Origin of the sequence: Psychromonas ossibalaenae ATCC BAA-1528 (assembly GCF_000381745.1) — a bacterium.
Lineage (GTDB): Bacteria > Pseudomonadota > Gammaproteobacteria > Enterobacterales > Psychromonadaceae > Psychromonas > Psychromonas ossibalaenae.
On sequence record NZ_KB907037.1, the window covers coordinates 1 to 25,633 of the forward strand.

26 protein-coding genes and 1 riboswitch are annotated in these 25,633 nt (G+C 37.5%); all 26 genes read left to right on the forward strand.

The annotated features are described in order from the left end of the window. Positions 1–412: 412 nt before the first annotated feature. Positions 413–533: riboswitch (TPP riboswitch) on the forward strand. A gap of 81 nt (positions 534–614) precedes the next feature. Then, positions 615–2,591, forward strand: coding sequence for a phosphomethylpyrimidine synthase ThiC (gene thiC, locus G327_RS0121940; protein WP_019616957.1), 1,977 nt, complete (start codon positions 615–617; stop codon positions 2,589–2,591). A gap of 102 nt (positions 2,592–2,693) precedes the next feature. Continuing rightward, positions 2,694–4,208, forward strand: a complete 1,515-nt coding sequence (gene thiE, locus G327_RS0121945; RefSeq protein ID WP_019616958.1) for a thiamine phosphate synthase — start codon at positions 2,694–2,696, stop codon at positions 4,206–4,208. A gap of 33 nt (positions 4,209–4,241) precedes the next feature. Next, a complete protein-coding gene (locus G327_RS0121950) occupies positions 4,242–4,994 on the forward strand; it encodes a HesA/MoeB/ThiF family protein (RefSeq protein WP_019616959.1) in 753 nt (250 codons plus the stop codon). After that, positions 4,991–5,191, forward strand: coding sequence for a sulfur carrier protein ThiS (thiS, locus tag G327_RS0121955; protein WP_019616960.1), 201 nt, complete (start codon positions 4,991–4,993; stop codon positions 5,189–5,191). Before G327_RS0121950 ends, thiS begins: the two co-directional genes overlap by 4 nt. Further along, entirely contained in the window at positions 5,191–5,991 is an 801-nt protein-coding gene (locus G327_RS0121960) for a thiazole synthase (protein WP_019616961.1), read from the forward strand. The genes thiS and G327_RS0121960 overlap by 1 nt, the downstream gene beginning before the upstream one ends. A gap of 126 nt (positions 5,992–6,117) precedes the next feature. Continuing rightward, positions 6,118–7,236 (forward strand): 2-iminoacetate synthase ThiH, encoded by a 1,119-nt coding sequence (thiH, locus tag G327_RS0121965; RefSeq protein WP_019616962.1) that lies wholly within the window; start codon positions 6,118–6,120, stop codon positions 7,234–7,236. Positions 7,237–7,255: 19 nt separating this feature from the next. After that, on the forward strand, positions 7,256–7,648 hold the full coding sequence (locus tag G327_RS25415; protein ID WP_019616963.1) for an RNA-binding S4 domain-containing protein: 393 nt from the start codon (positions 7,256–7,258) through the stop codon (positions 7,646–7,648). A gap of 171 nt (positions 7,649–7,819) precedes the next feature. Next, a complete protein-coding gene (locus tag G327_RS0121975) occupies positions 7,820–8,419 on the forward strand; it encodes a YccT family protein (protein WP_019616964.1) in 600 nt (199 codons plus the stop codon). 243 nt (positions 8,420–8,662) lie between these two features. After that, positions 8,663–9,670: a porin gene (locus G327_RS0121980; RefSeq protein WP_019616965.1), complete on the forward strand. Its 1,008-nt coding sequence runs from the start codon at positions 8,663–8,665 to the stop codon at positions 9,668–9,670. Between the two features lie 505 nt (positions 9,671–10,175). Then, complete coding sequence (gene gmd, locus G327_RS0121985) at positions 10,176–11,303, forward strand: GDP-mannose 4,6-dehydratase (protein ID WP_019616966.1); 1,128 nt, start codon at positions 10,176–10,178, stop codon at positions 11,301–11,303. Beyond that, a complete protein-coding gene (fcl, locus tag G327_RS0121990; protein WP_019616967.1) occupies positions 11,293–12,306 on the forward strand; it encodes a GDP-L-fucose synthase in 1,014 nt (337 codons plus the stop codon). Before gmd ends, fcl begins: the two co-directional genes overlap by 11 nt. Then, a complete protein-coding gene (locus tag G327_RS0121995; RefSeq protein ID WP_019616968.1) occupies positions 12,306–13,751 on the forward strand; it encodes a lipopolysaccharide biosynthesis protein in 1,446 nt (481 codons plus the stop codon). The genes fcl and G327_RS0121995 overlap by 1 nt, the downstream gene beginning before the upstream one ends. Continuing rightward, entirely contained in the window at positions 13,735–14,949 is a 1,215-nt protein-coding gene (locus G327_RS0122000) for a prenyltransferase/squalene oxidase repeat-containing protein (RefSeq protein WP_019616969.1), read from the forward strand. The genes G327_RS0121995 and G327_RS0122000 overlap by 17 nt, the downstream gene beginning before the upstream one ends. Positions 14,950–15,097: 148 nt before the next feature. Then, a complete protein-coding gene (locus tag G327_RS0122005; protein ID WP_019616970.1) occupies positions 15,098–15,745 on the forward strand; it encodes a class I SAM-dependent methyltransferase in 648 nt (215 codons plus the stop codon). 1 nt (position 15,746) lies between these two features. Continuing rightward, complete coding sequence (locus G327_RS0122010) at positions 15,747–16,700, forward strand: glycosyltransferase family 2 protein (RefSeq protein ID WP_019616971.1); 954 nt, start codon at positions 15,747–15,749, stop codon at positions 16,698–16,700. After that, on the forward strand, positions 16,693–17,598 hold the full coding sequence (locus tag G327_RS0122015) for a class I SAM-dependent methyltransferase (protein WP_019616972.1): 906 nt from the start codon (positions 16,693–16,695) through the stop codon (positions 17,596–17,598). The genes G327_RS0122010 and G327_RS0122015 overlap by 8 nt, the downstream gene beginning before the upstream one ends. Beyond that, on the forward strand, positions 17,595–18,023 hold the full coding sequence (locus G327_RS0122020) for a cupin domain-containing protein (protein ID WP_019616973.1): 429 nt from the start codon (positions 17,595–17,597) through the stop codon (positions 18,021–18,023). The genes G327_RS0122015 and G327_RS0122020 overlap by 4 nt, the downstream gene beginning before the upstream one ends. Further along, positions 18,023–19,129: a DegT/DnrJ/EryC1/StrS family aminotransferase gene (locus G327_RS0122025; RefSeq protein WP_019616974.1), complete on the forward strand. Its 1,107-nt coding sequence runs from the start codon at positions 18,023–18,025 to the stop codon at positions 19,127–19,129. Before G327_RS0122020 ends, G327_RS0122025 begins: the two co-directional genes overlap by 1 nt. Continuing rightward, a complete protein-coding gene (locus G327_RS0122030; protein WP_019616975.1) occupies positions 19,126–19,884 on the forward strand; it encodes a class I SAM-dependent DNA methyltransferase in 759 nt (252 codons plus the stop codon). The genes G327_RS0122025 and G327_RS0122030 overlap by 4 nt, the downstream gene beginning before the upstream one ends. Continuing rightward, entirely contained in the window at positions 19,866–21,068 is a 1,203-nt protein-coding gene (locus G327_RS25420) for a glycosyltransferase family 4 protein (protein WP_019616976.1), read from the forward strand. The genes G327_RS0122030 and G327_RS25420 overlap by 19 nt, the downstream gene beginning before the upstream one ends. Positions 21,069–21,138: 70 nt before the next feature. Then, complete coding sequence (locus G327_RS0122040) at positions 21,139–21,969, forward strand: class I SAM-dependent methyltransferase (RefSeq protein WP_019616977.1); 831 nt, start codon at positions 21,139–21,141, stop codon at positions 21,967–21,969. After that, positions 21,956–22,885, forward strand: a complete 930-nt coding sequence (locus G327_RS26315) for a glycosyltransferase family 2 protein (RefSeq protein WP_019616978.1) — start codon at positions 21,956–21,958, stop codon at positions 22,883–22,885. The genes G327_RS0122040 and G327_RS26315 overlap by 14 nt, the downstream gene beginning before the upstream one ends. Continuing rightward, the gene (locus G327_RS0122050) at positions 22,882–23,418 is read left to right on the forward strand and encodes an acyltransferase (RefSeq protein WP_019616979.1); all 537 of its coding nucleotides are present in this window, start codon (positions 22,882–22,884) and stop codon (positions 23,416–23,418) included. Before G327_RS26315 ends, G327_RS0122050 begins: the two co-directional genes overlap by 4 nt. Positions 23,419–23,606: 188 nt before the next feature. After that, positions 23,607–24,515 carry a glycosyltransferase gene (locus G327_RS0122055; RefSeq protein ID WP_245542726.1) on the forward strand — a complete coding sequence of 303 codons (909 nt, stop codon included), beginning with the start codon at positions 23,607–23,609 and terminating at the stop codon, positions 24,513–24,515. Between the two features lie 29 nt (positions 24,516–24,544). Further along, a complete protein-coding gene (locus tag G327_RS0122060; protein ID WP_019616981.1) occupies positions 24,545–25,294 on the forward strand; it encodes a glycosyltransferase family 2 protein in 750 nt (249 codons plus the stop codon). A gap of 82 nt (positions 25,295–25,376) precedes the next feature. Beyond that, positions 25,377–25,633, forward strand: a 257-nt coding sequence (locus G327_RS0122065; protein ID WP_019616808.1) for a transposase, incomplete at its 3' end; no start/stop codon positions are given.

The window sequence follows — 25,633 nt, forward strand, 5'->3', positions numbered from 1 at the left end:
AAGAAAGGCGTTGCAGAAGCTGTAATCGAGAAAGTTAAAGAAGAAAAAGCAGCTGCTAAGAAATAATATTTCTTAATTAGCGAATTCTTTTAAAGTCACTTGTTATGAAAATAACCGGGGCTTTTTTGTGTCTGCTTTTCTGAATGTTTGGGTGCGGCATATCCAGTTCTCAACAAACAATACTGCAGGTCTAATTAGACGACAGTCTAGTGTTATGAGCGGAGGAGCTCTGCGACGCTTGTTGGTGGTCATTTCTCTAGGTTGTTCAAAAGCTACATGCCTTGTCTCTATACCCAATTAAAGTCGTATTAGCGACTAATAAGTAAGTTTTATTAATTAGCTTTCTAGCCTTCCTGCATAAAATAATGCTGTTTTCTCTATTTAAGTTTGAAGTTTTTTCTTCTATACTGCCTGCTTCTTGTCGGAGTGCCTTAGGGCTGAGACCACAGATGTAAGTATATTTATGTCTTTATGTGGGATCCGTGGAACCTGATTGGGTTAATACCTGCGAAGGGAACAAGCATAAAGAAAACAGATCTGTTTTTTTTACACTTTCCACTGAATTTTCGATAAGCACTCTTAAAAACTCTTAAATAATTAAGGTAAAGAATGCTATGTCTAATCAAGTAAACTCAAATTTAAAAACCACCAGTCGTAAAGATTTATCCCGTAAAGAATGCCGCCAGGCTGCACAGGATTATATTAAAAATTTAAACAATGAATCCTATCCTAATTCTGAAAAGATCTTTATTGATGGTGAAATTCACCCGATCAAAGTTGCGATGCGTCAGATTCATCAGGCAGATACCTTTGTCGGAGGCAGCTCCGATCACCCTGTTTTTGAAAAAAATGAAGCGATTCCTGTTTATGACGCATCAGGTCCTTATACCGATCCCAAAAGTAACATTGATGTGCATGCCGGATTAACAAAACTGCGTGAATCCTGGATAACTGCTCGTGATGATGTTGAATTTTTAGAAAATGTCAGCTCTGATTTTGCTAAAGAGCGTCTGGCTGATGACACATTAGATGAGCTGCGTTTTACCGATTTACCCAAACCGCTTCGCGCTAAAAAAGGTAAGTGTGTTACTCAGATGCACTATGCACGCCAGGGCATTATTACTCCAGAAATGGAATATGTAGCAATTCGAGAAAATATGGGCCGTGACCGGGTAAAATGTGAGGCATTACATTTTCAGCATCCAGGTCATAGTTTCGGTGCAAATCTGCAGGAGAAAATCACCCCTGAGTTTGTGCGTAAAGAAATTGCTGAAGGGCGTGCAATTATTCCGTCTAATATTAACCACCCTGAATTAGAGCCGATGATTATCGGTCGTAATTTCTTAGTGAAAGTGAATTCAAATATCGGTAATTCATCGGTGAGCTCTTCAATTGAAGAAGAGGTTGAGAAGCTAGTATGGTCAACCCTGTGGGGAGGCGATACGGTAATGGATCTATCCACTGGCCGTAATATCCATGAAACCCGCGAATGGATCATGCGTAACTCACCGGTACCGATCGGTACTGTTCCAATTTACCAGGCGTTGGAAAAAGTTAACGGTGTAGCAGAGAACCTTACCTGGGAAGTGTTCCGCGATACCTTAATTGAACAGGCAGAGCAGGGCGTGGATTACTTTACTATCCATGCCGGCGTGCTGCTGCGTTTTGTACCAATGACTGCGAAACGTGTCACTGGTATTGTTTCCCGCGGCGGTTCGATTATGGCGAAATGGTGTTTATCCCATCATAAAGAAAACTTTGCCTATCAGTATTTCCGTGAAATCTGTGAAATTTGTCAGCAGTATGATGTTGCACTTTCTTTAGGTGACGGGTTACGTCCGGGATCAATTGCAGATGCGAACGATCAGGCTCAATATTCGGAACTGGAAATTTTAGGTCAGTTAACAAAAGTTGCCTGGGAATATGATGTGCAGGTTATCATTGAAGGCCCTGGTCATATTCCAATGCAGATGATTAAAGAGAATATGGATAAGCAGCTGGAAGACTGTTTTGAAGCGCCTTTCTACACATTAGGCCCGCTGACCACGGATATTGCACCGGGATATGACCATATTACTTCCGGTATCGGGGCTGCTCAGATCGGCTGGTACGGTTGTGCAATGTTATGTTATGTAACACCAAAAGAGCATTTAGGTCTGCCGAATAAAGACGACGTTAAAGTCGGCTTGATTACCTATAAACTTGCAGCTCATGCTGCAGACTTGGCCAAAGGACACCCCGGCGCGCAGATCCGTGATAATGCCTTATCAAAAGCACGCTTTGAATTCCGCTGGGAAGATCAGTTTAATCTCGGCCTAGATCCGGTCACTGCGCGTGAATACCACGATGAAACCCTGCCGCAGGAATCCGGTAAAGTTGCGCATTTCTGCTCCATGTGCGGCCCGAAATTCTGCTCTATGAAAATCACTCAGGATGTTCGTGCCTTTGCTGACAAATTAGACAGTGGTGAAATTTCTATCCAACTGCTGGATGAAACCGTTACTATGACTGCTGAGCAGGGCATGGCGGACAAAGCCGAAGAGTTTAATGCTTCTGGGGCAGAGATTTATCAGCCTCCGGTATTAGGATAAGGTTTAACTTTCCGTTTATATTGTTTGCTGTGTTTCTAGTAGAGAAATACAGCAAGCTAGTGCATCTGATAGCATTAATAGATTCAAATTAGCAGGTAAATAATGAGTAATATTGTCTGGACAATCGCGGGTTCCGATTCGAGTGCCGGTGCGGGTATTCAAGCTGATCTCCACACTTTCAAAGCATTAGGCGCTGACGGGTGTAATGTTATCACTGCTGTTACCGCGCAAAACTCGCAGTCTGTGAGTTTAGTGGAAAGCGTTTCTGAACAGATGTTTAGCGAACAGCTGCTGCGTTTAGCTGAAGATATGCCTGCCAAGGTTATCAAAATTGGTTTAATCGCCAGTATCAAACATGTAAAGATTCTCGCTGAAAAACTAGTCGAGTTTAAACAAACCTGGGTTACTCCTCCTTTTGTTATTTACGATCCGGTTGCTGTGGCATCAACGGGTGACAGTATGGTTGAAGAAGGCATCAATGAGGTCATAAAATCAGATTTACTACCTTGTGTCGACTTGTTGACTCCGAATGCCAATGAAGTGCTTACCCTGTCCGGGCACGCTTTAATCAGTGGAGAATCATTAAAAGGTGCTGCTGAAAAGCTAATCTCCATGGGCTGTAAAAGTGTACTGATTAAAGGCGGGCATTTTCCGCTGGTGGATGAAATTGCGCTGGATTACTGGACCGATGGTAAACGTGAAATTGCCTTAAGCAGTGAACGTTTAACGAATGTACATACTCACGGCAGCGGCTGCACATTAGCCAGTGCGATTGCTGCCGCAACGGCTTTAAATTATTTTATTGAAGATGCGTTAGTTATTGCTAAAGCCTATTTAAATCAAGGATTAAAAGCATCAAAAGCGATTGGTAAAGGTGAAGGTGCAGTTGCACATATCGGCTGGCCGAGCAGCAAAGCAGACTTCCCTGAAGTTGTCCTGCCGGAGTCTAAAATTGGTTATGAATTAGATCTTGCCGGTACGTTAGAAGCGGGACCTGGTTTTGCTTCTTGTGGTACGCTGCAGCTGGGACTATACCCAGTGTTAGACAGTGTTCCATTAATTGAAAAAGTATTAAAAATGGGCGTTAAAACGCTGCAGCTGCGTATTAAAGATAAGCGGCCGGAGCAGGTTGAACAACAGATAATCGATGCGGTTGCTCTGGGCAAAAAATACAACGCACGCCTGTTTATTAATGATTACTGGCAGCTGGCGATTAAACATCAGGCCTATGGCGTGCATTTAGGCCAGGAAGATATGGATGTTGCGGATCTTCCTGTGATTGCCGATGCAGGATTACGTTTGGGCCTAAGCACTCATGGTTATTACGAAATGCTGCGCGCTAAGCAGTTAAGGCCAAGCTATATTGCGCTCGGCCATATTTTTGCCACTCAGACCAAAGATATGCCCTCGGATCCGCAGGGATTAAGACGTTTAGCTAAATATGCGCAGCTGCTTGCTGGTACGCCAACGGTGGCTATTGGTGGTATTAACTTAGAGCGAGCGCCGGCCGTATGGAAAACCGGGGTCGGCAGTATTGCAGTGGTAACAGCAATAACCTTGAGTGATGATCCCAAAACCGTGATTGATTCGTTTAATCAAGTGATGCAGTCGTTTTAAACTACTGATTTATTAATTTTATTGAGGTGAAGCATGCTTACTGATTCGGAAATGTTACGTTACAGCCGTCATCTGTTATTAGAAGATGTTGGTGAGTTAGGACAGAAAGATCTTAAAAACGGCAAGGTCCTGATTATTGGTATGGGCGGCTTAGGCTCTCCTGCTGCTATGTATCTGGCCGCCGCCGGTGTCGGTTCGCTGGTTTTATGTGATTTTGACTGTCTGGAAGTGAGTAATCTACAGCGTCAGATTGGTTATCAGACCGGTGATATCGGCGGCGATAAAGTCGAGCTGATGAAGCACCGCCTGGAAATGATTAACCCGGAAATTCGTGTGCGCAGTATTAATAAGGAGATGGCAGAAGAGCAGCTGCTGATGGAATTGATGATGGTTAATCTAGTGCTTGACTGCACAGACAATATGGCCAGTCGTCAGATGATTAATGCTGCTTGTGTAAAAGCCAAAGTACCGCTGATTGTTGGCGCAGCCATTCGTTTAGAAGGGCAGCTAATGTTTTTTGATCATAGCCAGGCTGATTCTGCCTGTTACCACTGCTTATTCCCTAATAGTGATGAGCAGGCTCTTAACTGCAGTAATTCCGGCGTGCTTGGTCCGGTTGTTGGTACGATCGGCACTATGCAGGCACTTGAAGCGATTAAACATCTTGTCGGTTTACCTTCAGGTATCAAAAATAAACTCAAGTTGTTTGATGGCAAAACGTTGGACTGGCAGACCTTTGCCGTTAAAAAAGATCCTGAATGCAGTGTGTGTGGGAAAAATCGATGAATGTATTTGTAAATGAACAAACCTTAGAGATTGCACCAGATTGTAATATTGAAGAGCTCCTGGAAGCGCTGGACAAACCATTACAAGGAACCGCTGTTGCTGTTAATCAGAATATATTAAGCCGCTCGTTGTGGAGTGATTATTCTTTACAGGAGGGCGATCATATCTCCCTCTTTCAAGCAATAGCAGGGGGCTGATGATGTTATTTAATGAAATGGTCGACAATGACCAGCTGGTTATCGCGGATAAAACCTTTACTTCGCGGCTATTCACCGGGACGGGTAAATTTAACGATCAGCAGACTATGGTTGATGCACTGCGTGCTTCACAGTCTGAATTAGTCACTATGGCGTTAAAACGCGTTGATATGCAGCATAAAGATGATGATATTCTCGCGCCGCTGATTAAAAACGGGTTGAATTTACTGCCTAATACTTCCGGGGCGCGTAATGCTAAAGAAGCCGTTTTTGCTGCGCAGTTAGCGCGGGAAGCACTGCAGACAAACTGGGTTAAGTTAGAAATTCACCCGGATCCTAAATACCTGCTGCCGGATCCTATCGAAACATTGAAAGCCGCTGAAACCTTAGCCAATGATGGTTTTGTAGTTTTACCCTATGTGCATGCCGATCCTGTTTTGTGCAAACATTTAGAGTCTGCGGGCTGTGCTGCCGTGATGCCTTTAGGGGCGCCGATCGGTTCAAATAAAGGACTGAAAACTCTTGAGTTTTTAGAAATTATTATTGAGCAGGCAAATCTTCCGGTTATTGTTGATGCAGGAATCGGCAGTCCTTCCCATGCTGCATTAGCCATGGAAATGGGTGCCGATGCGGTATTAGTCAATACTGCAATGGCAGTGGCCGGCAACCCCGTCGCCATGAGTGAAGCATTTGCTAAAGCGGTACAGGCAGGGCGGCAGGCTTATCTTTCCGGTTTAGCCGGGCAGGTTAATCATGCGGTTGCATCAAGTCCGCTGACTGCCTTTTTAGAAGCCGGATAATTATCACCTCGTTGTAATCTGCTTTGCCGCCTGCGTTAAAGTGCTTTTTATACTTATAAACTGCGCGTTTTTTCCTTGCCTGCAAAGCAGATAATTGATCCTGAATACTCACCCTTAAGGAATAATATGAGTTTTAGCAAGCAGATAAAAAACTATCATTGGGATGATATTCGTCTTTCTATATATAGTAAGGATGCAGGGGATGTTAAGCGTGCTTTATCTAAATCTCGTTTAGATTTAGAAGACTTTAAAGCGTTGATTTCACCAGCTGCTGAACCCTTTTTAGAACAGATGGCTTTGAAGTCTCAACAGCTCACCCTGCAGCGCTTTGGTAAAACTCAGCAGTTTTATATCCCGCTGTATCTATCTAATATGTGCAGTAATATCTGCACCTATTGCGGTTTTTCAATGCACAATGCTATTCGCCGCACCACCTTAGATATGCAGCAGATTGAAGATGAATGTCTGGCTATCAAGAAGATGGGCTTTGAGCATATTCTATTAGTGACCGGTGAATCTGAACGTAAGGTCGGTGTTGAATATTTCAAACAGGCATTGCCTGTTATCAAAAAGCATTTTTCTCATATCACCATCGAAGTGCAGCCCCTTGAACGACATGAATATGAAGTGCTGATCGATTACGGTGTTGATTCAGTTCTGGTTTATCAGGAAACTTATAATCCTGTGACCTATGCACAGCATCACCTTAAAGGTAAAAAATCCGACTTTATCTATCGTTTAGATACACATGACCGGCTTGGTCAAGCGGGCATTCATAAAATGGGACTGGGCTGTTTAATTGGTTTGGAAGAGTGGCGTACCGATTGTTTTTATGTGGCGGCCCATCTTAGTTACCTCGAGAAAAAATACTGGCAAAGCCGTTATACGATTTCATTTCCTCGCCTGCGGCCCTGTGAAGGTGGTATGGAAATAAAGTCTGAAATGAATGATAAGCAGCTGGTACAGTTGATTTGTGCTTATCGTTTATTTAATCCTGAAGTAGAACTGTCACTTTCTACACGTGAATCTGAACATTTTAGAAATCATGTGTTACCGTTAGGTATTACCACATTAAGTGCGGGCTCTAGCACCCAGCCGGGTGGGTATGCACAGCAGGCTGAAAAAGCCCTCGAACAGTTTGAAATTTCTGATGACAGATCCCCCGCGCAGATGGCAGAATTGGTGAAAGCGCAGGGTTATGAAGTGGTCTGGAAAGACTGGGATCATAGTTTAACGGCAAAATAAATCGAAAAGAGAAGTTGATATGACCGACCACGAGTTTGAACAAGAACAGGAAATTTACGCCACTTTAGTCGAGATAAAGCAGGAACCGACTGAATTATATAAAATACTAAAATTCGAAAGTCTGGTTTCCGGTGGTGGAGAAGCAAAACAGGTGATCGCCGAAGGTTATGTTTTTCTTAATGGTCAGGTTGAAACTCAAAAGCGCAAAAAAGTGTATGCTGGGGACCTGATCAGCTTTAATGATCAGCATTTTCAGATCGCTTTAAAAGGTGAAACAGCAGATTACGAGTTTGTTGCGCAGGAAGAAGGTATCGAAACCTCTTACCCAGCATCCCAGACCGTTCCCGAAAAAGTGCAAAAGAAATCTAAACAGCCTAAAGTGAAAAAAGCCCGCAAGCCGATCAGTTTTTAATATTTACCTTCTGCCAATAAAGCACTTCGATTATTTATCCATAAGCTCCTGAAGTGCTTAAATTCTTTTCAACTCTGATATGAATATGTTTAAATCCGTTAATGTAACCCTATGGGGTTTAATGACTATCTCTTATTAAATCTGACTACAAATGTTTTTAAGGTGTAACTAATGAAAAAATTTATTGCTGTAAGTTTACTGCTGCTGGGCAGCTCTAATATATGGGCTGACTCACTGACAATATCGAAGGAATTTGAGTTTATTGCTGTAAACGGCGAGCAGGTATCAAGCTCACTGTTTAATAAAATAAATAAGGTTACGCTGCCCGTTGGTCTGCAGAAAGTCGCTGTGCAATATATAGATACAGTGAGAGATGATGTCGGCAACGGCTCTACGCGGGTTAAGTCTTCACCTGTTATTATTTCTCTGCAGGTAACTGCCGGGGATGAGTATCTACTTTCCCCTGCAGAAAAAATAAGCTCTCTTACTAAAGCTAAAGCCTTTGCGAAGTCCCCTGAGGTTATGATTACGGATCAGCATGGTGTGTCGGCTTCATATTCACAGAAGTTATCAGTTGAAGTAGACCATGGTGTGATCGGTAATATAATTGATAAACATGATAATGAGGTAAAAGGGCGAGCGTTAAAGGAAACCAGTACTTTAACGGGTAAGCAGAATATAGCAGAAGAAAAACTTCATCACTGGTGGAATGAAGCTGATGAAACAACCAGAAAGCAGTTTGCAGACTGGGCGATCAAACAAACCCAATAAACTATCCAATTAATTGTCTGCCAATCCTGATGGCAACTTTGTATTCAGACGCGGCCTTTAAAGAAACTGTGGTTTCTTGTTTTTACCATAATTCGGCATTGAAATTATCTATTATTTAGAAATGATTGACTTAGTTTATGTTTTAATGTCGTTTTTATTTTGTTAGTGTTCTACTCATTGACAAACAATGTCCAATAAAGTTCAAATTAATTAAATTATTCCACTGACTTAAGAGAATTGATTATGAAAAAAACACTATTAGCTATTGCAGTACCTGCTGCTTTATTTGCAAATGCAGTATCTGCTGTTGAATTATACAACGATGAAGTAAATACTTTTGCAGTTGGTGGACATGTATCTGCGGGTCTAACTGGCTCTGAAGAAGGTGATACTGAAGTAGAATCTATTTCTCCTCGCCTTAATATTGAAGCAACTCGTGACCTTGGCAACGGTTTTGTTGCTGATGCAAAAGCTGAATGGTCTCTAAACATGCTGGACGGCGGTGATAACTCATTTACTACTCGTCTTGGTTACCTTGGCCTAACGCATGAAGCTTACGGTCGTACAGTTGTTGGTACTCAGTGGGCACCATATTATGATGCAGCTGGTGTTGCCGATTTGCCAATCGCTTTCGCAAATGATTTCCTATACGCAGATCACGGCAATATCGGTACTGGTCGTGCTGATAAGATGGTTAGCTACCGCAACGGTTTAGACTTTGGTGAAGCTGGTGCTTTAAGTATTGGTCTAGGTTGGCAGGGCGCTCATAGCGATACTGTTGGTTCAATTACTTCATACGGTCAGCGTTCACAGGTCGCATTAACTTATAAAGTAATGGATTTCTCTCTAAACTACGCTTATAACACGGGTAATGTTACATTCTCTGGTAAGCAGGAAGATGCAACAGCGCAAGTGCTTTCTGCATCTTACGGTAGTTACGGTAACGGTTTATATGTTGCTGGTGTTTATACACAGAATGAATATGTTGGTGATTTCGAGAAAACTAACAACTACGAATTCCTTGCCGCTTACGCGCTAGCAAACAGCTTAAACTTCAGTGTTAACTATGAAGAACAAGTAGATGACAAACTTGACAATGCCGTTTACAGCACATCTGCTGTTCAAGTTGAATACAACTTCCTGTCAAATGTTATTGGTTACGCTGGTTACCAGTTTGATCTAGGTGGTGACGGTATTTATGATGGCACGGAGAACAACATCTGGAAATTCGGTGGTCGTATTATCTTCTAAGAGTTGCTTAAGCTGATTAAGTAGCAATGAAAAGCTCCTGCATTTGCCGGAGCTTTTTTGTATCTGCGGTTAACAGATAATATTAGTTTATAAACTATCTTTGTAGTACCAGTAAAACCCCATCACTTTGCTGACGTAGTTTTGTGTTTCAGTGGCTGCTTATAGTGTATTACAGTCCCTTTCCTGCATTCACCTTTCGGGTACAAAAACGGTTAACGCTGAAATTAATTAAAGCTAAAAGTATAGTACGCCTTAGCGGGGGGGGGGGGGCTTTAGCTCTTTGAATGCGTCACCTCTCTGCAGGAGGTAAGTTAACTATATTTGTCCTAACTTCATCTGATACACTGTGTATAGGCTAAAAGCTATCAAACAGCGGACGATCTCTTCATAATCAGTTTTAACAGCATCTAAAATGTGATGTAGTTTGATACAATAAAATATAAATTCATTCTGATGTTGTGGATAAAGATACAGCATCTTTGCTGATCAAATTAAGGTATTTGAAATGAGCAAAAGGAAAGTTGCGTTAATAACTGGTGTAACGGGGCAGGATGGTTCATACCTTGCTGAGTTGTTATTAGAAAAAGGTTACGAAGTACATGGTATTAAACGTCGTTCATCATCTTTAAATACCGAGCGCATTGATCATATTTATCAAGATAATCATGATAAAAATCAGAAGTTCTTTCTTCATTACGGTGATTTAACTGACTCATCCAATCTAACGCGTATTATAAATAACGTACAACCCGATGAAGTGTATAACTTAGGCGCGCAATCTCATGTTGCCGTTTCTTTTGAATCTCCTGAATACACTGCAGACGTAGATGCGATGGGTACATTACGCTTATTAGAAGCGATACGATTTTTAGGGTTAGAAAAAAAGACCCGTTTTTACCAGGCATCAACTTCAGAACTATTTGGCGAAGTGAAAGAGACCCCACAAAAAGAAACTACTCCCTTTCATCCGCGCTCACCCTATGGGGTGGCTAAAATGTATGCCTATTGGATCGTAGTTAATTACCGTGAGTCATATGGTATGTATGCATGTAACGGCATTTTATTTAATCATGAATCACCTCGTCGTGGTGAAACCTTTGTAACGCGTAAAATTACACGCGCTATTGCTCATATTGCGCAAGGGTTAGAAAATTGTTTGTATCTTGGTAATCTGAATGCGTTACGTGATTGGGGGCATGCAAAAGATTACGTACGTATGCAGTGGATGATGCTGCAGCAGGGTAAACCAGATGACTTTGTTATTGCGACAGGCAGGCAGATCAGCGTACGTGAATTTATACAGTTAAGTGCAAAAGAGGCTGGGCTGGAATTAGAATTTATTGGCGAAGACTTAGATGAAGTTGGTATTGTTAAATCAATTACAGGTGAAAATGCCCCCGCATTAAAAGTCGGTGACGTTATTGTGAAAGTAGACCCTCGTTATTTTCGACCCGCTGAAGTGGAAACACTATTAGGCGATCCGTCAAAAGCGAAAAAAGAGTTAGGCTGGCAGCCTGAAATTACGGTAGAACAGCTATGCCGTGAGATGGTGGTAAATGATTTAGAGAAAGCTAAACAACATGCCGTTTTAAAAAACTACGGTTTTGATGTGTCAGTAGCCCATGAAAGCTAAAATAGAGCCCCAAAAAAATCAAAGAATATTTATTGCAGGCCATAACGGTATGGTTGGTTCAGCAATTTGTCGCCAGCTACAGCATAATAATGACGTTGAATTAGTGCTTCGTTCTCGAAATGAATTAGATCTCACCAATCAACAAGCGGTATTAAATTTTTTTGAACATGAAAACATTGATCAAGTATATTTAGCCGCTGCAAAAGTAGGTGGTATTGTCGCGAATAATACATATCCAGCTGATTTCATTTATGAAAATATTATGATTGAGTGCAATGTTATTCATAGCGCGCATTTAGCAAACATTCAAAAATTATTGTTTTTAGGTTCTTCGTGTATTTACCCCAAATTAGCCGATCAACCAATGGCTGAGTCTGCACTGTTAACGGGCAGGTTAGAAGAAACTAATGAACCGTATGCCATTGCAAAAATAGCTGGTATCAAACTTTGTGAAAGCTACAACCGCCAACATGGGCGAGATTATCGCAGTGTGATGCCTACTAATTTATATGGGCCTAATGATAACTTTCACCCTGAAAATAGCCATGTTATCCCTGCTTTAATTCGTCGCTTTCATGAAGCAAAAGTAAACGGAGATAAGCTGGTTGTTGTTTGGGGAAGTGGAAAGCCTAAACGTGAATTTTTATATGTGGATGATATGGCAAGTGCTTCTATTCATGTGATGAATTTACAAAAAGAGAGTTACGATAAAAATACGGAACCGATGTTGAGCCATATAAACGTAGGTACAGGTATTGATTGTACGATTAAAGAGTTAGTCGATACGCTAGCTACGGTTGTGGGATTTAAAGGTAAAATAAAATTTGATATCAGTAAACCAGATGGAGCACCGAGAAAGCTAATGAATGTAGAACGTTTGAAGTCACTTGGTTGGTCTTATTCTACACCGCTAACAGATGGGTTAGAAACTACATATCAGTGGCTTAAAAATGGTAATGCTTTAGTTGCTAATAAGCCGTTGAATAATACGAGTTTGTTTTAATGAGCATTAATTTAATTCATTCAGTTAAATGGTCTGCACTTTCCGAAGTCATTTCGAAAGTTTTACCTCCGTTATTTTATATCGTTACCGCCCGTTTATTAACACCTGAAGACTTTGGTATTGTGGCTACATCTGCGATGATTATTGCTTTATCAAACATTCTTTGGGAGGCTGGATTAGCTAAAAAACTTATACAAATACAAGACAATAGTAAACTTAATCACGCTTGTAATATTGTCTTTTACTCAAATGTGGTTTTAGCGCTTTTAGTATATTTGTTATTATTTTTCTCGTCTGGTTTATTGGCTTCATTCTTTCAACAAAGTGAAATTTCGAATGTTATCATAATCTCTGGATTGGCTATCATAGCTGGAGCTTTTTCATCAGTACAGACTGCGTTATTACAAAAGTTTTTTAATTATAAAAAGTTATTTTACGCTAGGTTTTGTGGAAGTATTATTCCTGGAATTATTTCTGTCACATTAGCATATTGGGGATATGGTTACTGGGCTCTTGTTATAGGTAGTGTGGTATCACTTTTTGTTCAGGCGGTTGTGTTATGGATGATTAGCGATTGGCGACCTACATATAGTTATGATTTTAAGTTAGCCAAAAGCATGTTTAACTTTTCGAAGTGGGTATTAGTATCAAGCCTTTTATCTTGGTGCTTTATTTGGGGAGATATTTTTGTACTAAGTTATTTCTTTAAATTACATGAAGTGGGGTTGTATCGAACTGGGAATTATTTCGTCATGACTGTGATTGGTCTGATAACGGCGCCTATAGTCCCTGTCATGTATAGTTATTTTTCTAGTATTCAGAATGATTTAAAAAACCTTGGAGACTCTTTACTATTTACTTCTAAATGTATTTCATTTTTTGTATTACCTATCGGTGTAGGGCTTTTCTTGGTGCAAGTGCCATTAGCTGAACTGGTGTTTGGAGAAAAGTGGCTGGGAATTGGAAGTGTCTTAGGTGTTTTAGCATTAATGCATAGTTTTAGTTGGATAATTGGTCTGAATAATGAGGCATATAAAGCTATTGGGCGACCTGATCTTGAAACTAAAGTTTTAATTTTTAACTTGTTTATTTATGCTTTTGTCTATGTTATTGCTGCTCAAATTAGTTTTGAAATATTTTTAATGTCAAGATTAATGCTCGCGTTAATTTCAATTTTTTCACATATCTATGTCTCTGAAAAGTTATTGAAAATAGGCTTTGTAAAAACATTCCATAATATATTTTCAATCTTAATACTCCTGTTAGTTGTTGTTGTTTTGAATTCAATTTTGCTACCTCAAATAGATTCATTGATATTAATGTTAGCAAGTTTGTCATTTAGCCTATTGGTTTATTTAGGTGGGATATATATTCTGGATAAAGCCTTTCTTCTTCGAATGATGCGTATTATTAGTGGGAGAAACAAAAATGTTGTTGAAAATTAGTAAAGTACTAGTTAGAAAGCTTCGCAGAATAATTACGGCTATTGATAAATTAATATATTTAATCCCTTCAATGCATAAGTATGAAGAAGCTGAATTGATAACAAGGCTGCTTGAAACCGGACTTCCAAATGCAATGAACTTCGATTTTGAACAATTAAAAAAACAAACATTGAACTACTTAGAGTCAGTGAAAGTCGAGGGGAAAAAATATAATTATAAATTTTCTCAGTCTCAGGAAGTCGGTAATCTATATTCATCTGTATATGCACTTTTAATACTTGATTTATATGGAGAGCTAAAAAACCTAAGTGCAGATGAAGTAAGCCAATGGGTCGTATACTTGGATTCATTTCAGGAAGAAACTGATGGGTTATGGCATGACGACCGGCTGTTAAATGAGCATTATGCTGATAGTGATTGGTGGGGAGCAAGGCATCTCGGTATTCATATGATAGCCGCGTACACAGCTCTAGGGAAAAAGCCTAAGTACCAGATTAAGTATATTACGAAATATTATGATTTAGGTTATATGAAAAGTTGGCTAGATCGAAATGATTGGGATGGTTATTTTGAAAATGAGAATGATGTTGATAATCAGATCATGAATATTGGAGTTGCTCTGCAATACCAAAGGGATTATTTTGACGATAAAAAAGCTAAGTTAGCATTGGAATATTTATTTAATTACTTAGATAGTAAAAAGAACAAAAAAACAGGGATGTGGGGGGGCTGTGACGTCAGTGACCCCAAACAGCTTTCAAGAAGTATTCAGTTTGCTTACCACCTTCTTATGCTTTATTTCTATGATAATAGACGTATAGAGTGTGGTGAAGAAATACTGGAGTATGCATTACAAACTCAAAATAGACTGGGTGGTTTTGGAGTGAATTTAAACTCTAGTGCATGCGAAGATATTGACTCTATTGAGCTTATTTTACACTTATCGGATGATGAGAATATCAACGCAAGGAAAGCTTTGAGCAGAGCATTTGTTTGGATTCTATCTAATCAAATGAATGATGGTGGCTTTGTGTTTAGGCAAAACCAAGGTATGTGGTATGGACATGAATCATTAACAGCCAATATCAATGAAAGCCACTTATTTGCGACTTGGTTTAGAACACTAAGTTTGGTGAAACTATCGGTAAATTTGTTTCCAACTAGTAAATATAAAGCACATGATGCTCCTGGGTATTGAAAAAATAAAAATGATAATAGTTTGTCATTCCTTATATATTTTAAAACACAGAAGTCGTAATTTTTAATACCTACCTGTTATTTTTTGAAAGTTTGATTAAGAGTCAGGGGCTTGCTGTGTAATGAGAAAACTGTCGAGGAACTAACTAGTGAAAAGAATAATTAAAAAACTATTAAGAAAAATTATTAATACAGTTCAAAATTTTAAAGAGAAAAATAGCCACAAAAAATTTCTTCAAGAAAATATACACTTGCTAGATGCAGATGGTATTCAGACTCACCTTACATCTCAAGAAAAAAGAGTTCTGTATAAATTATCGAGAGGTTTTGCTAAAAAGTGTATTGCAGTTGAAATCGGCTCATATGTTGGGGCCTCCTCGTGTTTTATTGCAGGTGGGTTTACTCATGATGACTCAGCTTTGTATTGTATTGACACTTGGAATAATGATGCAATGACAGAAGGGAATATAGATACTTTCCATAAATTTAAGTATAACTGTAAATATTTTTTAAGAAAAATAAAAATGGTTAGAGGTCTAAGCTATGAAGTAGTAAATAAGGTGCGTTTATTAGCAGGTGGAAATATTGATTTATTATTTATAGATGGTGACCATACATATGATGGTGTAAAAGCAGACTGGGATAGCTACTCTCCGATGCTACAAAAAGGTTCTGTTGTAGTATTTCATGATATTGGGTGGGCTGAGGGGGTCAGAAAAGTGATAGACGAAGACGTTATAGGTAATGTGTCTAGCTTTGAGTCATTGCCTAATTTATGGTGGGGGAGCATAAAATAAGATGCAATTATCAGTCATTATCCCCACTCGAAATCGAGCAGATGCCTTAATTGGTGCATTGCAAAGCTTAACTCAGCAAACATTCTCTCAGGATCTTTTTGAGGTCATTGTTGTCGATAATGGATCGACTGACAATACAAAAGAGGTTGTATCTAGTTTCAATGCTCAGATTAAAAACTTAATTTACATTTATGATCCAACTCCTGGCCTTCATATAGGAAGGCATAGGGGGTTATTAGCCTCTCGTGCAAATATTCTGGTTTATGGTGATGATGATATAAAAGCTTTTCCAACTTGGCTGGAAGCCATTAATGACACATTTTTAGATCAAGAAGTGGTTTTAGTAGGAGGTAAAAACCTTCCTGACTTTGAAGTGACTCCTCCAGATTGGATAGAGGAACAGTGGCTCAAAGGTGGTAATAAAAAAGTATTAGGCACATTAAGCTTGCTAGACTTCGGTGATGAACAGATTGAAATCTCTCCTTTATATGTATTTGGCTGTAATTTCTCTATCAGAAAAAATGTCTTGTTAGAAGCCGGGGGATTTCATCCCGATGGCATGCCACAAGAATTGATAAAGTACCGTGGTGATGGAGAAACCACCGTATCGCAGTATGTTCGTCGTAAAGGGTACAAAACTGTTTTTAATCCTAAAGCTTCGGTATTCCATTTGGCTTCAAAGAATCGCCTTACTCAAGAATACTTTTCTCAGAGAGCTTTTAATCAAGCAATATCTGATTCATATACTGCAATACGGGAAAATAAGCCGATCCACCTACTCAAGAAACAACTAAAGCTATTTATTAAAAAGTATATCTTATGTAAAGGTGTTGAAACAGAAACAGCATATATAAAAGGGTATGTGTTTCACCAAAAAGAGGTTAAGGCCGATAAGTGCTTACTTTCTTGGATAAAGCGAGATAGTTATATAGAAAATGGAGATATCAATGCTTAAAAAAGCATTTAATTATTATAAGGTTTATGGAGTGATTCTTACATTATTGGCGTGTAAGTTAGTGTTTGTTAGAGGAATCACATTGCTTTTTTATAGAATAAAGCATCGTAATAGTACGCAATATATTGACCCGTTGCAGGCAGAGCTATTGCAAATAGAGTCTGAATTTAATGAGTTAGGTATCACAGTCGAAGATTATTATGTTGATATTGAAAAGTATAAAAAATTTCAAAGTGATTTTCCATTTCCTGATAATTATCATGGAGGAAAAAAATCTGGAATTTGGGATGAAAAAATATTAGAACACTATGTCGCTTATGATTTATTAAATCTCGACGATTATCAGGAATCAGATATATATTTAGATATCGCTGCATGCAACTCCCCTTGGGGGAATATCCTTTCTGATGCCAAAATAAACTCTTATGCTATAGACCTTGAAAAGTCCAAATGTTATTCAGCATTGCCTAACTATAGAGTGATGGATGCTACCAAAACAGATTTTCAATGTAATAGTGTGCGTGGGGCATCTTTACAGTGTGCCTACGAAATGTTTGTAGATACTGCTGATGTGAAACTGATTGGTGAGTTATCTCGGGTATTACAAAAAGGGGGAAAAGCAGTTATTTCACCTTTATATATGCACACTCATGCATGCCATTACACTTCTCCTAATTTTTATAAAAAAGGTTATGGGGATAGGGATTCCAAAGAGTATATTCATTGGAATGCAGGGGAAGTCCCATCTAGTCGTAAATATAGCGCTTTAAAGTTAAGAGATAGGGTGCTACGTGTGATTGCTGAAGAAAATATGAACTATAGGCTTTATGCAGTTCGGAATAAATTAGATGTTGGAGAAAGTATTTATCTTCATTTTATTTTGGAAATTATCAAATGATCGAACAAGTAATGCATCAAGATAAAATGTTATCTGTAATTATCCGGGCAAATTATAAAGCTGAAGGCATTGAGTTTTTTACGCCAAATGATTTTTCTCAGCAATTGGCGTATATGAACAGAGCCAAAAACTACATTATCCCTCCACATGTGCATAATCCTGTACAACGTGATGTGCATTTTACTCAAGAGGTGCTGGTTATTAAAAGTGGCAAAGTGCGAGTTGATTATTATGATGATGAAAAGGTCTATTTAGAAAGTAAGGTTTTAAATCAAGGAGATGTGGTTTTACTTGCTTATGGTGGTCATGGTTTTGAAATGCTTGAAGACAGTGAAATCATTGAGGTGAAACAGGGGCCTTATGCTGGTGAAATGGATAAAGTTAGGTTCGAGCCTGTCTCCAGAAACGATGTGGAATTATCATAATGATCCCCGTTAATACGCCATTGTTAAATGGTAATGAAAAAAAATACTTAAACGAGTGTATTGATACTAATTGGATAAGCAGTGAAGGCCCTTTTGTTAAACGGTTTGAGGATGAGCTCGCGGACTATGTTGGTAGAGAGTATGCAACTGCCTGTGCAAATGGCACCGCTGCGCTTGATATTGCTGTCGCAGCCCTCGAGTTACAAAAAGGTGATGAAGTAATTATGCCTTCATTTACTATTATCTCCTGTGCGCAAGCGTTGGTGAATCGTGGTGTAACACCCGTTTTAGTTGATAGTCATATTGATACCTTTAATATGGATGTTACACAGATTGAGCCTTTGATAACGGCAAAAACCAAAGCGATTATGGTGGTTCATATATTCGGTTTAACCGTTGATGTTGATGCTATTTTACAGTTAGCCAAAAAGCACAAACTTAAAGTGATTGAAGATGCCGCGCAAATGTTAGGGCAAGAGTATAAAGGGAAGAAGTGCGGCGGTTTTGGTGATATAAGTATTTTTAGCTTTTATCCGAACAAGCAAATCACAACAGGTGAAGGTGGTATGGTGCTTTGTGATTCAATAGCGTTAGATGCGCGGACTAAAAGTTTACGTAATTTATGTTTTTCTGAAGATAGATTTGTCCATGAAGAGCTTGGTTATAACTACCGTATGACTAACATGCAAGCGGCTTTGGGCGTTGCTCAGCTAGAAAATATTACAAATGTGGTAAAGAAAAAAAGATGGATTGGTGAAACTTATAATAATTTATTAGCCGATATTGAATCCGTAGTCTTACCAATTGCCTGTACTGATTATTGTGACAATATTTACTGGGTATATACCATTATGCTCAAGGATAATTCTCAAAAAACGGCTAAACAAGTGATGAATGAACTAAGTCACTATAAAATAGGTACCCGACCTTTCTTCTACCCTATGCATCAACAGCCAGTATTCAATAATATGGGGTTATTTAGTGATGTAACTCTGCCCAATAGTGAAAAGCTCTACAAACAAGGCTTTTATATACCGAGTGGATTAGGCATCACGCTTGAACAAATTCACGAAGTATCTGATGTTTTACATAAGGTTTTATCATGAGTCAGTTTGGTGAATTATACGCGCAGTATTATGATCTGTTGTACAGTGAAAAAAATTATGAGGGTGAAGTAAGTTATATTGAAGAGCTTATTCGTTCATATAGTACAAAGTCTTCTTCAATATTAGATTTGGGCTGTGGCACCGGTAAGCATGCTCAGTTGTTGTGTGACAAAGGATTTAATGTCCATGGTGTCGATTTAAGTCAAGAGATGTTAGCTGTTGCTGAACAGCGGAGGCAAGGTAGAGAGGGGGCTCTAAAGTTCACGCACTCAAGTATTCAAAATTTAAAATTAGAATCAAAATTTGATGTGGTAATTTCCCTATTTCATGTGATGAGTTATCAAAATTCACAAGAGAAATTACATGCAGCTTTTGATGTTGTTAAAAAACATTTGAAAAATGGTGGCATTTTCATTTTTGATTTTTGGTATGGCCCTGCGGTATTAACCGATTTACCTGCAACTAGGGTAAAGCGATTAGAAAGTGAATTCTTAAAAATCACGCGGATAGCTGAGCCAGTATTATATGCACAGGACAATGTGGTTGATGTTAATTATGATATTTTCATTGAAGATAAAAGTACTAATCAGATTGTAAATAAAAAAGAGTTACATAAAATGCGATATTTTTTTGATACAGAGCTTGAGCTTATATGTAAAGAATTCGGATTTAAGATTGAAAAAAAATATGAATGGTTGAATAAAAAAACGCCTGATTTTAATAGTTGGAATGTGGTATGGCTACTCAAAAATTAAATATTGCTGTATTTATCGGTTCTGGTTTGCAGGCTGGTGGCGGATTTCAATATGAATATATGGTATTGAAGTTAATTAAAAAATATAACCAAGATAAATATAACTTTAAGTTTTATTCGACAAGCCAAAGTACTATTGATGAGTTTGCTGAATTAGAGTTACCAATATCTATAGTAAAAGAAGGCTTATTAGCTAAAGTCCATCGTATTGTTGTGAGCAATCTACTTGCTTTTAACGTTCTGAAAAAGATAGGTTTGGGATTTTCTTATATAGAGCGAAAGCTATCAAAAGATAATATCGACTTATTGTATTTTTTATCACCGAATACGCTTTCTCAAGCTGTAACTAATATACCCTATATTTTTACCCTGTGGGACCTAGGGCATTTCGATATTTTAGAGTTTCCAGAGGTCAGTAATAATCGTATTTTTGAGTTTAGAGAGCAGTTATATACAAAAAGCTTAAAAAGAGCCATGAAAGTAACTGTCGACTCCTATTATGGTAAAGAGTACACGCTTAAAAAATATAATTTAGATCCAAAGAGAGTTGAGGTATTACCTTTTTTACCAAATATAGCGCTTGCTGAAAGTAAAAACATTAATATTAAAGATAAGTATCAGCTAAATCATGAATATATTTTTTATCCTGCTCAATTTTGGGCTCATAAGAATCATATTTATATTTTAAAAGCGCTCAGAATATTAAAAGAAGAGCATAACATATTACTTGATGTAGTGTTTTGTGGATCAGATAAGGGGAATTTGCAGTATATTTTAAATAAGGCGGAAGAGTATGGTATTGCTGAGTTGATTCACTATATCGGGTTTGCCCCAAGTGAAGATATTCCTGCATTATATGAACAGTCACTATCATTAGTAATGCCCACTTATCTAGGTCCTACTAATATTCCGCCTTTAGAAGCTTTTGCTTATAAAACACCTGTTTGTTATTCCGATCTTCCTTGCTTTAGAGAACAAGTGAAAGACGCTGCTTTCTTTATCGACTTAGCCGAGCCTAAAAGCCTGGTAAATAATTTACTTACAATAATGGAAAATACTGAGCTTGTTCAAAATAAGGTTAATGCTGGCAGTCAAATACTAGATGGTTGGAGTGAATTAAGTTTTTATACTCGGTTGGAAAATATATTTAATGAATATAGTTATATAAGAGAGTGTTGGGAGTAATAAATATTTGAAGGTGTTTAATTTTCAGTGATACGTATTGACTACGATATTAAATTGTTACAGGGAAGGTATGGATTATTCTAAAATAGTACATGAAGTTGTTGATAGCTATAAAAACACCCCAATTAATATGTTGGGAAATGAAGGGACTGGTGACGGAGAGTATGAATATTTATCTACTTTAAGAGACTCATATGTCCGAACTGTCCAGGATGTTGATTTGCTATTTAATGATAGGAAAGGTAAGAAAGTATTAGAGGTAGGCGCTTTTTTAGGGCCTGTTAGTATTACTTTAAAAGGCATGGGGTATGATGTTTCTGCGACTGAAATACCAGAATTTCATGAGTCTAACTCTTTAGTTGAGCTATATAAAAAGTATGATATTCCTTTTCATTCTATAAACTTAAAAAATCATGAGTTGCCATTTGAATCAAATTCATTTGATGTCGTGGTTATTTGTGAGGTCATTGAGCATTTAAACTTTAATCCCTTATTAATATTAAAGGAGCTAAATAGAATCCTAAAGAAGGGGGGATATCTGTATATTGGAATGCCAAACCAAGCTTATATTTTGAACCGTATAAAATTGTTAGCTGGCAAATCTATCCACAATAAGATTGATGATTACTTTAAACAGTTTGATAGGAATTGTAATATGATCGTTGGCCTTCATTGGAGAGAGTACACTTTAGTAGAAACAAAAGAGTTAACTGGAAGAATGGGGTTTAATTCCATTAATGAATATTATTATTATGATAAGAATACATCATTGAATGGATTTAAAAAATTACTGTTTAAATTATTATGCTTGATACCATCATTTAGGCCTTTCCAAGTTGTTATTGCTAAAAAAGTAGCAGAGCCTGAACATGACTTTTGGTTAACTGATGCTAACTCTTGATAATATTGAGAATAAATTGAATAGTAAAAAGGTAAGCACTACAAAGATGCTGATTAGCCGTGAACCCATTATAATTAATCAAGCTTCAGATAAATATCAGACTCATTTATTTATTCCCCCCAATATTGATCGCCTCTCTGAAGGAGGGAGAAGATTCAAGGGGGATTTCAAGCACTCAAATAAGATTACCCCTTTAATATCAATTGTAACCATTGTGTATAATGGAGAGTTGCATTTAGAAGAAACAATTCAAAGTGTGCTTACTCAAAATTATGACAATGTAGAGTATATTATTATTGATGGTGGATCTTCAGATTCCTCTTTAGAGATAATCAATAAATATAATGATCAGATAGACTATTGGATAAGTGAAAAAGACTTTGGTATTAGTGATGCTTTTAATAAAGGTATACGTTGCTGTACTGGTGAGCTCATTGGTTTAATTAATGCGGACGATTATTATGAAGAAGGTGCTTTTGAAGTAGTTGCTGAAAAATACCAATCTCAATCAGACCCCCTATCAAAAATTTTTTTTGGTAAAACTTATAAAATCACTATGCAAGGTATAAAAAGAGAAAAAAGAGATACAAAATTAGGCTGGTGTCTCTCTGTTCCATTTAGCCATTGTTCTTCTTTTGTAACTCGCTCTTATTATCAGAAATATGGTTTATTTGACCTTGATTATAAAATAGCCATGGATGTAGATTTATTAATGAGGGGAGTAAAAAAAGAGAAATATGTTGAACTAAGTTCATTCATTGCAACTCAAAGAGATGGTGGGATAAGTGATATTAACCGAACGAATGGATACAAAGAGTATTTTAGAGTATCAAAAAAATACTATGGAGTTGTTTTAAGTTTTTCTGCTTATTTAGTGAAAATGCTTATATTTACTAAGAATAAGGTTTGTAAATGAAAGAAATCTTAAAAGGTTTAGTGTTTTACTTTATTAATCATATTTTGAATAAAATACCTTCTCGAACAATACGGATGAGGTTTTATTATTATCTATCAAACGGTAGGATTAGTTTGGAGGCTTCCATTGGTTTAGGCGTTCGTATTTTAGATATTAGAAATATAACAGTTGGTAAAAATTCAAATATCAACTTTGATTCCATATTAGATGGGAGAGGAGCACCAATTATTATTGGTGATAATGTTGATATTGCCCCACAAGTTAATATTTGGTCTTTAGAGCACCATCCTGAAAGTGAGAGTCATGAGCTTCGCAAAAACGGGGTAGTTATTGGTGATTACACTTGGATTGCTAATCGAGTGACAATTTTGCCTGGTACGAATATTGGCAAAAACCATGTTGTTGGTGCTGGAGGTGTGATGAAAGGCCACTATTCAGAAAACAGTATATCTATGGGAAATAAAGCTAAAATTAAGAAACTAAAGAATGTATTACGAAAAAAAAATCTAAGAAGACTAAGAGTTTTTAGATAGCATGTAGTTTTTAAAAGGAATTATTTATCAAGCGTATAGCAATCATTGATCCTTCTTCTTATTCTCTGCCATATGACTATTTTTACATAAGTCAGGTTAGTCAGGAAAAACATATCGATTTTTATTATTCTTCATGTGAGAGCAACTATGAGTATATCGAAAAATTAAAAGAATTGAAGAATGTTACTTTGTGCGAATATACCATTTCACCGAGTAAGATTAATAAAATAAATGGAGTGTTAAATTATATTTATTTATTAACTACATTGTTTTGTAAAAGAAATCATTATGAAAAAATTCATTTTATTTGGAGTGTTTTCTTATTAATAGAGCTTCCATTTTTTCTTGTTTTGAAAAGAAAAATTATTTTCACTTATCATAATGATGTTCCACATAGTTACCCACAAAAACGATATTTTCCGTATCTATTAATTATGAAAATAGCTAAAAAAATAGTTTTTGTTAGTAATTATACGCAAAGAAATTTTATAAATAACTATGGGGAACATAAGTATAATTTCTTGCTTCAGCATGGAGTTATGCCAATAGGTGGAGTACAAGCTTCCGCTGTAAATAAAGTTACTGCCGTTGAAAAAAAAATCATATTTTGGGGGCGAGTTGAAGAATACAAAGGTGTTGATCTATTTGATAATTATAAGTTAACAGTACCAATAGAGATTCATGGAAAGTGGTCTAAAACACTTGTACCTTTAAAGACTTTACTTAGTAAAAAAAATTCAATTTATGTTATTGATAGGTACTTGTCTACTAAAGAACTTACTGATTTAATAAGTCGAAATGTTGTCTTTATTTTACCTTATAAAGATGCAACTCAATCAGGTGTACTTTATACGCTTCTCGCATATGGAAAAGTATTCATTTCAAGTGATGTCGGCGAAAATAATGAGTTTTTGATAAAGCACGGTCTAAAGAAGCTTATTTTTGACCGGGATAATGAGGAGTCAGTCTTGAATGCTGTTCGTTATGCCATTGAAAATTATATGGACATACAAGGAAAGATGTTAGCAATAAGAAATGAGTATAGTTGGGAGGCCATTTTAACAAATAGAGTTGTGAGTGAGTTATATGATGAATAATAATGTCTTGGCATTTAGAAGAGCGTGTGATGAGTGATATGCAATTGGTGTCAATCATCATGCCTATATATAACTCTTCAATAACTCTTTCTGACAGTATTGAAACAGTATTAACCCAATCTTACACAAATTGGGAACTATTGATTACTGATGACTTATCAACAGATGACAGCGTAAAAATAGTTGAGCAGTATGCTAAGAAGGATAGCCGTATTAAGTTGTTTTGTTTAGCTGACAATGGTGGCGCGGGTAATGCGAGAAATAACTCTATTAAACAAGCTCAAGGGCGCTTTATCGCATTTCTTGACTCTGATGATATCTGGCTCCCTGAAAAGCTAGAAAAGCAAATCGACTTTATGCTGAAAAATAAATACGCTTTTACTTATACCGCTTATCAAAAATTTACTGAAAAAAACGATTTAAGCATCATTAAGCCTCCTTCGGAAACAACATATGAACAACTACTTTATAGTAATGTAATTGGCTGCTTAACTGCGATATATGATACGAAGTATGTTGGTAAGCAATACATGCCCTTAATTCGAAAGCGCCAAGATATGGGGCTGTGGTTGAATATCCTGAAGGTTGCTCCAAAGGCATACTGTTTAAATGAAGTATTAGCAAAATATCGAATAGACAGCGGAATGAGTCAGCATAAATGGAGTGCAGTAAAATACCAATGGAAATTTTACCGCCAAGTTGTTGGTCTTGGTTTCTTTAAAACGATAGCTGTATTTTCGGTGTATGCCCTTAAAGGTTATCTTAAAAGCAATAAGTAGCTTATACACCGCCTTATTTTGACGTGGTTTAATTGATTCGACTAACCCAGTTAAGACATAATTGATTTAACTGGAGATTGAAATGAAAACACGTAAAACCTATTCAAAAGAGTTCAAACTTGATGCCATTGCGCTGGTAAGAGAGCAAAATTACAATATTGCAGAAGCAGCTAGAAACTTAGAGATTACTCCTCAGATTCTGGGCCGTTGGATAAAAGAGGCAGAAAATGATGATGGCCATGCATTTAGAGGAAACGGTAAACTAACTCCAGAGCAGGACGAGATCCGTAAGTTAAAAGCACAAGTAAAACGCTTGGAAATGGAGCGTGAAATATTAAA